At 60.9% G+C, this 14008-nt stretch carries 14 protein-coding genes; 12 read left to right on the plus strand and 2 right to left on the minus strand.

Translation table 11 applies throughout. The features are described 5' to 3' along the window. Window positions 1-41 precede the first annotated feature (41 nt). The gene (gene xylG, locus HU743_RS05040; protein WP_186647321.1) at window positions 42-1598 is read left to right on the plus strand and encodes a D-xylose ABC transporter ATP-binding protein; all 1557 of its coding nucleotides are present in this window, start codon (window positions 42-44) and stop codon (window positions 1596-1598) included. Then, entirely contained in the window at window positions 1599-2735 is a 1137-nt protein-coding gene (locus HU743_RS05045; RefSeq protein ID WP_186546379.1) for a sugar ABC transporter permease, read from the plus strand. Window positions 2736-2753: 18 nt separating this feature from the next. Here HU743_RS05045 and HU743_RS05050 read toward each other — a convergent pair whose 3' ends face one another. After that, a complete protein-coding gene (locus tag HU743_RS05050; RefSeq protein ID WP_186647324.1) occupies window positions 2754-3500 on the minus strand; it encodes a gamma-glutamyl-gamma-aminobutyrate hydrolase family protein in 747 nt (248 codons plus the stop codon). 710 nt (window positions 3501-4210) lie between these two features. Here HU743_RS05050 and HU743_RS05055 point away from each other — a divergent pair. Both HU743_RS05055 and HU743_RS05060 read left to right on the plus strand, forming a co-directional pair. Continuing rightward, a complete protein-coding gene (locus HU743_RS05055; protein WP_186647326.1) occupies window positions 4211-5041 on the plus strand; it encodes an SRPBCC family protein in 831 nt (276 codons plus the stop codon). After that, a complete protein-coding gene (locus tag HU743_RS05060; protein ID WP_186647328.1) occupies window positions 5041-6210 on the plus strand; it encodes a zinc-dependent alcohol dehydrogenase in 1170 nt (389 codons plus the stop codon). Before HU743_RS05055 ends, HU743_RS05060 begins: the two co-directional genes overlap by 1 nt. A 54-nt stretch (window positions 6211-6264) precedes the next feature. On the opposite strand, the gene HU743_RS05065 is transcribed toward HU743_RS05060, so the two are convergent. After that, window positions 6265-6579, minus strand: coding sequence for a hypothetical protein (locus HU743_RS05065; RefSeq protein WP_186619058.1), 315 nt, complete (start codon window positions 6577-6579; stop codon window positions 6265-6267). A gap of 402 nt (window positions 6580-6981) precedes the next feature. Here HU743_RS05065 and cyoA point away from each other — a divergent pair, with 402 nt between their 5' ends. The 8 genes from cyoA to HU743_RS05105 are packed head-to-tail and all read left to right on the plus strand — an operon-like array spanning window position 6982 to window position 13862. Beyond that, window positions 6982-7911: a ubiquinol oxidase subunit II gene (gene cyoA / locus HU743_RS05070; protein ID WP_186647330.1), complete on the plus strand. Its 930-nt coding sequence runs from the start codon at window positions 6982-6984 to the stop codon at window positions 7909-7911. A gap of 2 nt (window positions 7912-7913) precedes the next feature. Next, window positions 7914-9887, plus strand: coding sequence for a cytochrome o ubiquinol oxidase subunit I (gene cyoB, locus HU743_RS05075; protein WP_186630160.1), 1974 nt, complete (start codon window positions 7914-7916; stop codon window positions 9885-9887). 2 nt (window positions 9888-9889) lie between these two features. After that, window positions 9890-10504: a cytochrome o ubiquinol oxidase subunit III gene (gene cyoC / locus HU743_RS05080; RefSeq protein WP_186546385.1), complete on the plus strand. Its 615-nt coding sequence runs from the start codon at window positions 9890-9892 to the stop codon at window positions 10502-10504. Between the two features lies 1 nt (window position 10505). Next, a complete protein-coding gene (gene cyoD / locus HU743_RS05085) occupies window positions 10506-10844 on the plus strand; it encodes a cytochrome o ubiquinol oxidase subunit IV (protein WP_186647333.1) in 339 nt (112 codons plus the stop codon). Beyond that, window positions 10802-11695, plus strand: coding sequence for a heme o synthase (gene cyoE / locus HU743_RS05090; RefSeq protein ID WP_186647335.1), 894 nt, complete (start codon window positions 10802-10804; stop codon window positions 11693-11695). The genes cyoD and cyoE overlap by 43 nt, the downstream gene beginning before the upstream one ends. A gap of 45 nt (window positions 11696-11740) precedes the next feature. Beyond that, window positions 11741-11983: a DUF2934 domain-containing protein gene (locus HU743_RS05095; RefSeq protein WP_186647337.1), complete on the plus strand. Its 243-nt coding sequence runs from the start codon at window positions 11741-11743 to the stop codon at window positions 11981-11983. A gap of 30 nt (window positions 11984-12013) precedes the next feature. Next, on the plus strand, window positions 12014-13162 hold the full coding sequence (locus HU743_RS05100) for an MFS transporter (protein WP_186647339.1): 1149 nt from the start codon (window positions 12014-12016) through the stop codon (window positions 13160-13162). 25 nt (window positions 13163-13187) lie between these two features. Further along, complete coding sequence (locus tag HU743_RS05105; RefSeq protein ID WP_186647341.1) at window positions 13188-13862, plus strand: polysaccharide lyase family 7 protein; 675 nt, start codon at window positions 13188-13190, stop codon at window positions 13860-13862. The last annotated feature ends 146 nt before the right edge of the window (window positions 13863-14008 follow it).

Raw genomic sequence — 14008 nt, forward strand, 5'->3', positions numbered from 1 at the left:
CACAGGTCCAGTGTCCGAGTCTTGGTCTGTGAGCCTCTCCCATGTCCGACTATCTGCTGCAAATGAACGGCATCGTCAAATCCTTCGGCGGTGTCAAAGCCCTCAATGGCATTGATATCAAGGTCAGGCCCGGTGAATGCGTGGGCCTGTGCGGAGAGAATGGCGCCGGCAAGTCAACGTTGATGAAGGTGCTGTCGGCGGTCTATCCCTACGGCACCTGGGACGGTGAAATTCTCTGGGATGGCCAGCCGCTGCGCGCGCAATCGATCAGCGAAACGGAAGCGGCCGGCATCGTCATCATTCACCAGGAACTGACCCTGGTGCCCGACCTGTCCGTGGCCGAAAACATTTTCATGGGCCATGAACTGACCTTGCCCGGCGGGCGCATGAATTACCCGGCGATGATCCACCGCGCCGAAGCCCTGATGCGCGAGCTGAAAGTGCCGGACATGAACGTCTCGCTGCCGGTTTCGCAGTACGGCGGGGGTTACCAGCAACTGGTGGAAATCGCCAAGGCCTTGAACAAACAGGCGCGCCTGTTGATTCTCGACGAGCCCTCCTCTGCCCTGACCCGCTCGGAAATCGAGGTGCTGCTCGACATCATCCGCGACCTCAAGGCCAAGGGCGTCGCCTGTGTTTACATCTCGCACAAGCTCGATGAGGTGGCTGCGGTGTGCGACACCATTGCGGTGATCCGCGACGGTCGGCATATCGCGACCACGGCCATGGCCGACATGGACATTGCGCAGATCATCACGCAAATGGTCGGACGCGAAATGGCCAACCTCTACCCCACCGAACCGCACGAGGTCGGCGAGGTCATTTTCGAGGCACGCCACGTCACCTGTTATGACGTCGACAGCCCGAAGCGCAAACGCGTCGACGACGTGTCGTTCGTTCTCAGGCGTGGCGAAATACTCGGCATTGCCGGCCTGGTCGGTGCCGGGCGCACAGAGCTGGTGTCCGCGCTGTTCGGCGCCTATCCGGGGCGCTACGAAGCGCAGGTGTGGCTGGAGGGTCAGTGCATCGACACGCGCACGCCGCTCAAAGCGATCCGCGCCGGCCTGTGCATGGTCCCCGAGGACCGCAAGCGCCAAGGCATCATTCCGGATCTGGGCGTCGGGCAGAACATCACCCTGGCGGTCCTCGACAGCTATTCGAAACTGACACGCATCGACGCCGAAGCCGAACTGGGCAGCATCGAGCGGGAAATCTCGCGCCTGCACTTGAAAACCGCCAGTCCGTTTCTGCCAATCACCAGCCTCTCGGGCGGCAACCAGCAAAAAGCGGTGCTGGCGAAGATGCTGCTGACCAAACCGAAGGTGCTGATTCTCGACGAGCCGACCCGTGGCGTCGACGTCGGCGCCAAGTACGAAATCTACAAGCTCATGGGCGCGCTGGCTGCCGAAGGGGTGGCGATCATCATGGTGTCGTCGGAACTGGCCGAAGTGCTCGGGGTGTCCGACCGCGTGCTGGTGATCGGCGATGGCCGCCTGCGCGGCGACTTCATCAACCAGCAATTGACCCAGGAACAGGTGCTCGCCGCCGCGCTCAGCCAACCCGATGGGCATCACCATAATGATCGGAAGTCCGCGTAGATGAATCAGGTCAAACAACTGTTCACCCGCTACAAAATGCTCGCGCTGGTCATCGCCGTGGCGCTGATCTGGCTGTTCTTCAGTTGGCAGACCGAGGGTGGTTTCCTCACCCCGCGCAACCTCTCCAACCTGCTGCGGCAAATGTCGATCACCGGGATTCTCGCCTGCGGCATGGTGCTGGTGATCATCAGCGGCGAGATCGATTTGTCGGTCGGCTCGTTGCTGGGTTTGCTCGGCGGGCTGGCGGCGATTCTGGACGTCGTCTACCACATTCCGCTGCTGGCCAACCTCAGTCTGGTCGCGCTGTGTGGCTTGATGATCGGCTTGGCCAACGGCTACATGACCGCCTATCTGCGCATCCCTTCGTTCATCGTCGGCCTGGGCGGCATGTTGGCGTTTCGCGGCATCTTGCTGGGTATTACCGGCGGCACGACCATCGCCCCGGTGTCGCCGGAACTGGTGTATGTCGGCCAGGGTTATCTGCCGCACGCGGTGGGCAGCGGATTGGGCATTGTGCTGTTCGCACTGACGCTGTTCCTGACCTGGAAGCAACGCCGCAACCGCGCGCTGCATGGATTGGCCGCGCATTCACGGGTGCGGGATGGACTGCGGGTGGTGCTGATCGGCGCGGTAATCACCGGGTTCGTCGTGACCCTCAACAGCTACGACGGGATTCCGGTGCCGGTGTTGCTGCTGTTGGTGCTGCTCGGTGTGTTCAGCTACGTCACCAGCCAGACCGTGTTCGGCCGTCGGGTGTATTCGGTGGGCAGCAACATGGAGGCGACACGCCTGTCGGGCATCAATGTGCAGGCAGTGAAATTGTGGATTTTCGGCATCATGGGGGTGATGTGTGCGTTGGCCGGGATGGTCAATACCGCGCGCCTGGCGGCCGGTTCGCCGTCGGCGGGCAGCATGGGCGAACTCGACGCCATTGCCGCGTGCTTTATCGGCGGCACCTCGATGCGCGGCGGATCGGGCACGGTGTACGGCGCGCTGCTCGGAGCCCTAGTGATCACCAGCCTCGACAACGGTATGTCGATGCTCGACGTCGACAGTTACTGGCAGATGATCGTCAAGGGCAGCATCCTGGTACTCGCCGTGTGGGTCGATGTCAGCACCCGCACCGCCCGGCGCTGAGCGTTGCCGGGCCGCCCGCTAGCGTGACTGGGCGCGCTGGCGGCAGGCCTCGCCGAAGGCATGGAAAATCACCCGGTAATCGGCATTGTCCATGACGTGCCATTCCGGGTGCCATTGCACCGCCAGGGCAAAGCCCTCGCTGCCTTCCACCGACAGCGCTTCAATCAAGCCGTCCTCGGCGATCGCCTCGATACGCAGGCCTTCGGCGACTTGCCCGATGCCTTGTCCGTGCACTGAATTGACTTTGATCACCCCGTTCAGGCCCAGCCGCGACAGCACACCGCCCGGCTGCACGGTCACGTCGTGAGTGCGAGCGTATTGTTCCTCGATTGATTCGTCGCTGGGCGGTTCGTGTTCCGGCCCCGGTTCGTCGAGTTGCTGATCAAGCGTTCCGCCGAACGCCACGTTCAGTTCCTGCAACCCCCGGCACAGGCCGAGCACCGGTAAACCGGCGTCAACGGCGGCGCGCCATAGCGGCAGCGCCAATTGATCGCGCGCCGGATCGTGCTCGGTGCCCGGCGGGTTCGGGCGGCCACCATAGTGATGCGGTTCGATGTTCGACGGCGCGCCGGTGAACAACAGACCGTCGAGGCTGGCGATGATCTGCGCCGGGTCGAGCAAGTCAGGAAACATCGGCAGAATCAGCGGCAACCCCTTCGCCGCCGTGGCCACCGCTTGCGAATTCTTGTCGTCATTCATTTGCACGGCGTGCGGACCGATCTGCGAGGAACAGGCCGTGACCCCGATGATGGGCAGACGAGACATATGAACACCCCCGTTGTGCTGTTATCAGTGCTTTGTCCCTATGTGGATTGCGCTGCGAGCCGGTGCGTTCCTTTAATTTCGACCGCAGCCGATCCCACCTGCGGGAACGGGCTTGCTCGCGAAAGCGCTGGGTCAGTCAGCACTGCTCTGGCTGAAAGATTGCCTTCGCGAGCAAGCTCGCTCCCACATGGATTGCCGCTGCACACACAACCTGCTGACACACAATAAAACCTGTAGGAGTGAGCCTGCTCGCGAAAGCGCCGGGTCAGTCAGCACTTCTCCAACTTTCAGATCGCCTTCGCGAGCAAGCCCGCTCCCACATGGATCGCCGCCGCACACACGCGACCTGCTGACACCACAAAAACACCTGTAGGAGTGAGCCTGCTCGCGAAAGCGCCGGGTCAGTCGCCACTTCTCCAACTGACAGATCGCCTTCGTGAGCAGGCTCGCTCCCACATGGATTGCCGCCGCACACACAACCTGCTGACACCACAAAAACACCTGTAGGAGTGAGCCTGCTCGCGAAAGCGTCGGGTCAGTCAGCACTTCTCCAACTGACAGATTTCCTTCGCGAGCAAGCTCGCTTCCACATGGTCTTTTCTGGATCCAGCCACTGGCAAACGACCTCTCATCCCGTCACGCACGAATACAGTTGAACCTCAAACGGCGGCGTTTTTTCTATCGCTAACACACCGATGGAGGATTGCAACATGACTGACCATCCGCTGATAGCGACTCACTCCCGAAACGACAGCCAGCAGCGCGGGGCGATGACCGGCGCCGAGCGTGCGTTGTCGCTGACGGCCGGGGCCGCGTTGTTAACGCATGGCTGGCGCAAGGGTGGCCTGGCCGGTGCTCTGGAAATCGTGGCCGGGGCGTATGGCGTGTGGCGCGGCGTTGTCGGCCATTGCCGTTTGAAACAGGCGCTGACGCCCACGCCGTTCGAGCAGCAGTTCAGCCGTGAGCACCACTGGCCGATCAGCGAAGCCATTACCCGCAGCGTGACCATCATGCGACCGCTGGAAGAAGTCTGGGACTTTATCGCCCGTGTCGACAATATCGGCCCGCTGCTGCGCTGGGTCGACAGCGTCGAGCAACTGACGCCCGACACCACGCGCTGGACGGTCCGCGCGCCCGCCGGGCGGCGCCTGCACTGGACGCTGGTCCGTCAGCCTGCCGAGAACGGCAATTCACTGCATTGGCAGACCTCGGCCGAGTCGCGCTGGCAGCACGATATCTCGGTATCGCTCACGCCTGCGCCGGCCGGTCGCGGCACCGAAGTCAAAGCCGTGATCGCCTGCAAACCGGCGATGGGCAAATTCGGCTACGGTCTCGCCCGGGCCATCAGCCTGTTCAGCGACAAGGCCTTGCTCAACGGCCTGCAAGCGATAAAACAGCAAATGGAAACTGGCGAAGTCAGCAACAACCGACTGCGCCCCGAAGGCGACGATGATTTCTTTTATGTCCACGGCGAAAGCACGGACACCGCCGGCCAGCAATCGGTCAAGACCGGCGTGGTGATTGAAGGAGGGATTCACTGATGCGCGCACTTACCTGGCAAGCCCCCAACCGTTTGCAAGTCGACAACGTGGCCGATCCGGCGATCCTCAACCCGCGCGATGCAATCATTCGCGTGACACTGTCGTCGGTGTGCGGCTCCGATCTGCATTTGCTCGGCGGTTACGTTCCGGCGATGAAGCCGGGCGATATCATCGGTCATGAGTTCATGGGCGAGATCGTCGAAGTCGGGCCCGGCGTCAACGGCCTGCGCAAAGGTGACAAGGTCATCACCATTTCGATCATCGGCTGCGGACATTGCGAACACTGTCAGCGCAGCGATTTTTCCTGCTGCGACAACTCCAATCCCAACCCCTCCGCCACCGACCTCGCCTACGGCCAACCGTGCTGCGGCATCATCGGCTACAGCCATGCCTTCGGCGGCTATCCGGGCAGCCACGCCACCTACGTGCGCGTGCCGTACGCCGACACCAACCTGTTCAAAGTGCCTGAAGGCGTACGCGACGAACAGGCGTTATTCGTTTCCGACGCCGCGCCAACCGGCTATTTCGCCGCCGACAACGCACGGATCCAGCCGGGCGACACGGTGGCGGTGTGGGGCTGCGGCGGGGTCGGGCTGATGGCGATCTGCAGCGCCTATCTGCTCGGTGCAGAGCGGGTGATTGCGATCGATCGCTACCCGGACCGCCTGCGTCTGGCCGAAGAACGTGGCAAGGCGATCACCATCAACTACGAACGCACCAACGTCCACGAGGCCCTGTTGGAACTGACCGGCGGACGCGGGCCGGATCGTTGCATCGATTGCGTCGGCATGGAGGCCCACGGCACCGAGATCGATTACGCCTACGACAAAACCAAGCAGATGCTGCGCCTGCACACCGAGCGCGGCACGGTGCTGCGTCAGGCCATTCGCGCCTGCCGCAAGGGCGGCACGGTGTCGGTGGTCGGTGTGTACGGCGGCCTGCTCGATAAATTCCCGATGGGCGCGATTGTCAACAAGGCCCTGACGCTCAAGTCCGGGCAGCAGCCGGGGCAACGCTACGCGCCGACCTTGTTCGAACACATCCAGAAAGGCGAACTCGACCCCTCGTGGTTGCTTACCCACCCCATGAGCCTGGAGGATGGCGCGCAGGGTTATCAGATGTTCAAGGACAAAACCGACCAGTGCCTGCGGGCCGTATTCAAACCATGAAGCACAGCGCCACTGACGCCGGCAGGCGTTGCCGGCAGCAGTGGCGTTGCCAACCTAGTCGTCCGCGTGATTATGCGCATCGGCGCACGGCAACCGGCCTGACTCGCCACCGGCAATTCGCTCCGCCTGGTCGATACCGCGCTTGAGCGCGTCTTCAACGGTCCATTCGATGCCGGGCAGTTTTTTGATTCGCTCGTGGGCGCATTCACCGGTCGCGGTGTAGACGCTGATGAACATTTCAATGTCGCCATCCTCCGCCTCCCGTGTCCGCACTTCGATGTGACAGCCGTTTTCGACTTCTTCCGTATGGCACTTTTCGTCCTTTTCCGTCGCCTTCCATTTCCTGTAGGTTTCGCCGCGTATGAACATGTCGTACTCCTGAAGTGAATCCGCTCTCTTCAAAGACCCACCCTCTCGCTGGATGATTCCCGGTTTGCCGAGAGGCATTTTCAGCATAACTCGCTAGTTCCTCTCCGCCGTTTCGCTAGTTCAACCGTTCGTCAGTTTGCGAAACATTTTGTCAAACCAATGCCTGAGCGCTTATTCAAAAATTTCGAGGCCCAGGCGAGCTCAACTACTACTCGTTAGTCAGCCCCACAGTAATAAACCGGTACAGAAACAGTGTTTTCTGTCCACGGCAAACTGTTGCCGAAAGAATAGAGCGGGCCCACTTCGCTTCGCTTGCCAAACAAGTGAAGCGCTATTACCCCGGGATAAACACGCGTCGCCGTTACGACGTTAAAAGGATCGATACTTAGAACAGGAGCCTATATGAAGCGAACAATCAGCTATTGCCTGGTCTATCTCGCTACCAGCGTTCTGCTCGCCGGTTGCAATCTGATCGTGTTCAATCCCAAGGGCCAGGTTGCCCGGGACGAGCGCGACCTCATCATTCTCGCAACGGGCCTCATGCTGCTGGTGGTGATACCGGTGATCGTCATGATGTTCGTGTTTGCCTACCGTTACCGCGCCACCAACAAGAAGGCCAAGTACTCGCCGCGCTGGGCCAGCTCGCACAAGATCGAGGCAGTGGTCTGGGGCGTGCCGTTCCTGATCATCTGCGTGCTGGGCTGGGTGACGTGGGAAACCACGCACTCGCTGGACCCTTATCGACCGCTGGATTCGGACACACCACCGCTCAACGTGCAGGTCGTGGCGACTGACTGGAAATGGTTGTTCATCTACCCCGACCTGGGCATCGCTTCGGTCAATGAACTGGCGGTGCCGGTGAATACCCCGGTGAGTTTTACCGTAACGTCAGATGCGGCGATGACTTCGTTTTTCATCCCGGCGCTGGGCGGCCAGATTTATGCAATGGCGGGCATGCAGACCAAGTTGCATTTGATTGCCAACGAAACCGGCCAGTTTCGCGGGATTGCCGCCAACTATAACGGCCATGGTTTCTCCGACATGCACTTCAGTACGTTGTCGCTCACTGGCGCGGATTACGAAGCGTGGGTCAACAAAGTCAAAAGCGCGTCACAAAAACTTGATCACGCCAGTTATGCGCAGTTGGCCAAACCTTCCGTCGCCCACCGGATTACTTATTACTCGGCCGTTCAGGATCGGCTGTTTCTGGACATCGTCGACAAGTATGAAGGCATGAACAAGGCACCCCGTGCCAAAGACAGTCAGGTGCAACGTAACAGCGATGACAAGCGCGCTGATCAACAACCGAGTCTGCTGGCCGAGGAGCGTTAATAATGTTCGGGAAACTTTCGTGGGACGCCGTTCCATTGCACGAGCCGATTGTCATGTACACCCTGGCCATCGTGGGCCTGATGGGTTTTGCCCTGATCGGCACCGTTACCTGGAAGCGCAAGTGGGGTTACCTCTGGCGTGAGTGGTTCACCTCAGTCGACCACAAGAAAATCGGCTGCATGTACATCATCGTCGCGCTGGTCATGCTGCTGCGTGGCTTCTCCGACGCAATCATGATGCGCACTCAGCAGGCGATGGCCTCCAGTGGCGGGCCGGGCTATCTGCCACCGGAACACTACGACCAGATCTTCACCGCCCATGGCGTGATCATGATTTTCTTCATGGCCATGCCGTTCGTGGTCGGCCTGATGAACATCGTCGTGCCCTTGCAGATTGGAGCGCGCGATGTGGCTTACCCGTTTCTCAACGCACTGAGTTTCTGGCTGTTCGTGGTCGGCGCGGCGCTGGTGAACATCTCCCTGGGCGTCGGCGAATTTGCCCGCACCGGCTGGGTCGCCTACCCGCCCTTGTCCGAACTGGGCTATAGCCCCGGGGTCGGCGTCGACTACTACATCTGGTCATTACAGATATCCGGGATCGGCACGCTACTGACGGGGGTCAATTTCTTTGTGACCATCCTGAAGATGCGCACCGAGGGCATGACCCTGTTCAAAATGCCGGTGTTCACCTGGAATGCGTTGTGCACCTCGGTGCTGATTCTTGCGGCATTCCCGATCCTCACCGCAACGCTGCTGATGCTCACGCTCGACCGTTATCTGGGCATGCACTTCTTCACCAACGAGGCCGGCGGCAACCCGATGATGTACGTCAACCTCATCTGGGCCTGGGGCCATCCGGAGGTGTACATCCTGATCCTGCCGGCGTTCGGGATCTTTTCCGAGATCGCCGCGACCTTCAGCAGCAAGCGCCTGTTCGGTTACGTTTCACTGGTGTGGGCGACGATCGCGATCACGATTCTCTCGTTTGTCGTCTGGCTGCATCACTTCTTCACCATGGGCGCCGGGGCCAATGTCAACGCGTTCTTCGGGATCATGACGATGATCATCGCGGTGCCGACCGGGGTGAAAATCTTCACCTGGCTGTTCACCATGTACCGTGGTCGGGTGCGTTTTGAAACGCCGATGTTGTGGACCCTCGGCTTTATCGTCACGTTCAGCATCGGCGGCATGACGGGTGTGCTGCTCGCCGTGCCCGGTGCCGACTTCCTGCTGCATAACAGCCTGTTCCTGATCGCCCACTTCCATAACGTCATCATCGGTGGCGCGGTGTTTGGCTACATGGCCGGGCTGACGTACTGGTTCCCCAAAGCCTTCGGCTTCCGTCTCAACGACAAGCTCGGGCGCATCGCGTTCTGGTGCTGGCTGATCGGCTTTTACTTCGCTTTCATGCCCTCCTACGTCCTCGGTTTCATGGGCATGACCCGGCGCCTCAATCACTTCGATAATCCGGACTGGCAGCCCTGGCTGCTCCTGGAATTGCTGGGGGTGGGCATCATTCTCTGCGGCGTCACCGCGCAGGCGCTGCAACTGTTCGTCAGCATTCGCAACCGCGCCAAATACCGCGACCTCACCGGCGATCCGTGGGACGGGCGCACGCTGGAATGGGCCACGGCCTCGCCGCCGCCGTTCTACAACTTTGCCGAGCAACCGAAAGTCAGCGACCTCGACGCCTACTGGGGCATGAAGGAGCGCGGCGTCAGTACGCTCAATCACACTGACTACCGCGCCATACATATGCCGCGCAACACCTCGGCCGGTCTGGTGATCAGCGTGTTCGCGCTGATCTGCAGCTTCGCCCTGGTGTGGCACATCTGGTGGCTGGCGATCTTCGGGCTGGTCGCTTCGGTGGCGGCGATGATCGTGCGCAGCTACGACGAAGACATTGACTATTTCGTGCCGGCTGAAGAAGTCGCGCGGATTGAAAAAGCGCGTCTCAAAGACTTGGCGGAGGCCTGATCATGTCCAATATCGTGCTGGATAAAGACATCGCCCATAGCCATGAGCAGGGCCACGAAGATGCGGGTTCGATGCGCGTGTTCGGTTTCTGGATCTACCTGATGACCGACTGCATCCTGTTCGCCACGCTGTTCGCCGGCTATGCGGTGTTGCGCGACAGTGTGGCGGGCGGTCCGTCGACGGTGGACATTTTCGAGCTGCCGTATGTGCTGGTCGAAACCGCGCTGCTGTTGTTGAGCAGCATCACCTACGGCTACGCAATGCTGGCGATGAACCGCAATCACACCGGCCATGTGCTGCGCTGGCTGGGGGTTACGTTCGTTCTGGGTTGCGGCTTTATCGCGATGGAAATCAACGAATTCCATCACCTGATCGCCGAAGGCTACGGGCCGGACCGCAGCGGTTTCCTCACCGCGTTCTTCACTCTGGTCGGCACCCACGGGGCCCACGTGCTTAGCGGGCTGGTATGGATGGCGGTGCTGATGGCGCAGATCCGCAGCCGCGGCCTGACCAATACCAACACCACGCGCCTGAGTTGCCTGAGCCTGTTCTGGCACTTCCTCGACGTGGTGTGGATCTGCGTATTTACCGTGGTTTATCTGCTGGGGGTGGTCTGACATGTATAACCAAAGTCCGATTCATAGCAGTGCCGGCACCAGCCATGGCACCGCCCGTTCGTACCTGATCGGGTTCATCATTTCGGTAGTCCTGACCGCGATCCCGTTTGCGCTGGTGATGTATCCCACGCTGCCGCGACACCTCACCGCGTGGGTGGTTGTCGCGCTGGGTGTGGTGCAGATTTTCGTCCATCTGAAATATTTCCTGCACCTGGACACCGCCGCAGAGCAGCGCTGGAACCTGATCGCGCTGATCTTTTCCGTTGTCATCATTGTGCTGCTCGTGGGGCTCTCGTTATGGATCATGAACAGCATTCATCACAACATGCTGGCGCACTGAAGCAATGGCTGCTGCCGCTCAATGTCGGTATCGAACTGACCAAGCCCGGGATCATCTTCGGCAATCTTGCGTCGGTGTTCGGCGCGTATTGCCTGGCCGGCGCCGGGCAGCCGATTGCGCCAGGGCATCTGCTCGCGACGTTACTGGGAACGGCGCTGGTCATCGGTTGTGGCTGCGTCATCAACAATTGCGTCGACCGCGACATCGACCGGCGCATGGTACGCACCTGCCACCGTGCGCTGGCGATTCGCGCCGTCTCGGTCCCGACCGCGCTGTGCTATGCCCTGACGCTCGGCCTGATCGGTTTTGGCCTGTTGTGGACACGCACCAATGCCGTCGCGTGCGCAGCGGCGGCGGTCGGTCTGCTGATTTACGCGGGGGTTTACACGTGCCTGATGAAGCGCCGCTCGCACTGGGGCACGCTGGTCGGCAGTCTGTCCGGTGCGATGCCGCCGGTGATCGGTTATTGCGCCGTGACGGCACGCCTGGATGCGACGGCGTGGATGCTGATCGTGGTGTTCTGTTGCTGGCAAATGCCGCACTCCCACGCCATCACGTTGATGCGCCGCGACGATTTCAAGGCCGCCGGATTACCGACCTTGACGCTCGCCGAGGCGCGCAAGCAGATCCTCGGTTACATGATTGCGTTCCTTGCCGCCAGCCTCTTGCTGGGCCTGATCAGCCGACTCGGCGTGGCGTATTTTTTGCTCGTGGCGAGCCTTGGCGGCTACTGGCTCTGGCTCGCGCTGCGCAGCCCTCCGGCAACCGAGCAAAAAGCCTGGGCGCGAAAGATTTTCGCAGTGTCGATCATGGTGGTGCTCGGGCTTAACCTCGCCATGACGCTGGGGTGACGCGCGGTCAGCGCATGCAACGATTCCATCCGCAGGAGAACTGAAATGGACGAAGAAACCCTCAGAAAAACCGCCTACCGCATCTGGGAAGAACAAGGCCGTCCCCACGGTCAGGATTTCGAGCATTGGTTCCAGGCACAAGCGGAATTGGATGCGTTCGATTCGGACGGCTTGCCAGGCTCTATCGCCAGCAGCGTAGCGCCGCCTGCGCCACAGAAAAAATCCAGAGATACGCCTGCGTCAGCGGAGAAAAAGCCTCGCGCCAAAACGTCTTCGGCGAAGAAATGACCCCGTTGCGCACAACCGGGCGGCGAACGGATGAAACGCGGCATTAATCTGGTTGCGGCCGCGTTCGCCCTCACCGCCCTGTCGTATGGCCTGGCGCGCTTTGCCTATGGACTGCTGCTGCCAAGAATTCGTGTGGATCTGGGGCTCAGCGTATCGGCCGCTGGATGGATCGGCGGCAGTGCCTTCGCCGCTTACTGTGTCGGCATCGTCGCGACGTTTTTGGGCAACGGCCGGCTGAGCGCGCGTGCGCTGGCAGTGATTGCCGGCGCCATGGCGTCGCTGGGGATGGCCGTGATGGTCCAGGCCTCGAACGGTTGGATGCTGGGTTGTGGCGTCGCGCTCGCCGGCTTGAGCACCGGCCTGACGTCACCACCGCTGGCCAGCGCCGTCGCTGCGCAGTTCGCCGACGATCAGCGTCCTCGGGCCAATGGTGTCATCAACGCCGGAACGGCGGCCGGCATCGTATTCTCCGGCGTGGCGGCGATGTTGGCCGCCGGGCAATGGCGTGAACTGTATGCGCTGTTCGCGATGATCGGCGTCGCGATAACGCTCTGGCTGTGGTTCGCCGTAGCGCCAGACGCTGCGAGTGACGCTGCACCGAGCGTCTCTTGGCCCATGCTGGCACGGCCCGGTTTGCTTGCCCTCAGTGGCAGCGCGTTTCTGATGGGGCTGGCGAGCACGGCGGTCTGGACATTCGGCGCCGACATTCTGCGTGGTGAATCCGGCTTCACCGAAGGGGCGATTGCCTGGGCCTGGATAGTGCTCGGCGTGGCCGGTCTCGGTGGCGGCTTCACGGGCGTGCTGCCCCGTCGATTCGGCATCGCCAGAATCCATGGACTCGCCCTGCTCGGCATTGCCCTTGGCACGCTTGCCCTGGCGGCGGCCGCAGTCGCGCCGATGTACGGCTTCGCAGCCCTGTGCCTGTTCGGCGCGGCTTACATTGTTTCGTCTGGCGCTTACCTGATTCAGGGCATCGGTCTGTTCCCGGATCGCCCGGACCTGGGCCTCGGTATTCCCTTCCTCGTTCTGGCGCTCGGCCAGACCGCCGGCACACCGCTTTTTGGCACGTTGCTGGAGGCGACCGGGGTTTTCACTGCTTTGATGGCGTGTGCAGTGGCCGCTTGCTGCGCCATTTTCTTGCCGCCGAATCAATCACGGCTCGACAGGGCCGACAGGTGACATCCAATGAAGTGAGGGCTCGACAATGACTGTGGACATCAGCAATTTCACCATCACCACCCCCCTGCCCATTTCGCCGACCAACCCGATTGCGCTGGAACTGATCGGTTCGCGAGCACTGCTCGAGTGCCCTGAAGTCATCGCAATGCTGCCGGACGGCTCGTTGCAGATGACGGCGCCCACCTTGGGTGCCTCCAGCAAGAGCACCAAGCGCACCCGCTGTGAATGGAAAGAGCCGGGGTACTGGCTGATATCCAGTGCGCCTGACCACTGGTGCCGTCAGCAAATGCGCCTGGTGAAAGTCAACGCCTTGCAGAAAGTGGTCATCGGCCAGATACACGTGAAGGGTTCCCAACAGCCTCCGCTCAAGGTGTTCTGGAACAAGGGCAAGATCACTCTGGGATTCCGCGCGAGCTTTCTGCAAGCGGATCCGGTCAACACGACGGTGCTGGAAAATGTGCCGCTCGGCGCATTGTTCCAACTCAACATCCACGCCAACGCAAACGGTGCCGTGTCTGTGTCGGCCAGTTGCAACGGGGTTAAGTCCACCTCCGCCATCCTGCGCTTCGACGACACCTGGAGCACCCAGACCCTGGCTTTCCACGGCGGGGTGTATAACCAGATCGATTACTCCGCCACCACCGACCCGAACGACGGCTCGATGTGCATTATCACCGACCTGTCTATCACCCACGCCTGACAGGGGCCGCTAGCTATCGTCACGCTCGATCATTTCGAGGTTAGATAGCTAGCGCATCAACTTGTAGATCAGCAAAAAGAGGGTACGCAGGCATAGAAAACCGATGACCCGGTTTTCTTGTACAAGCCTGTCTCGCTCTCCTTCCT

It is taken from the genome of Pseudomonas sp. SWRI99 (assembly GCF_014270125.1).
In the GTDB taxonomy this organism is placed as follows: domain Bacteria; phylum Pseudomonadota; class Gammaproteobacteria; order Pseudomonadales; family Pseudomonadaceae; genus Aquipseudomonas; species Aquipseudomonas hamedanensis.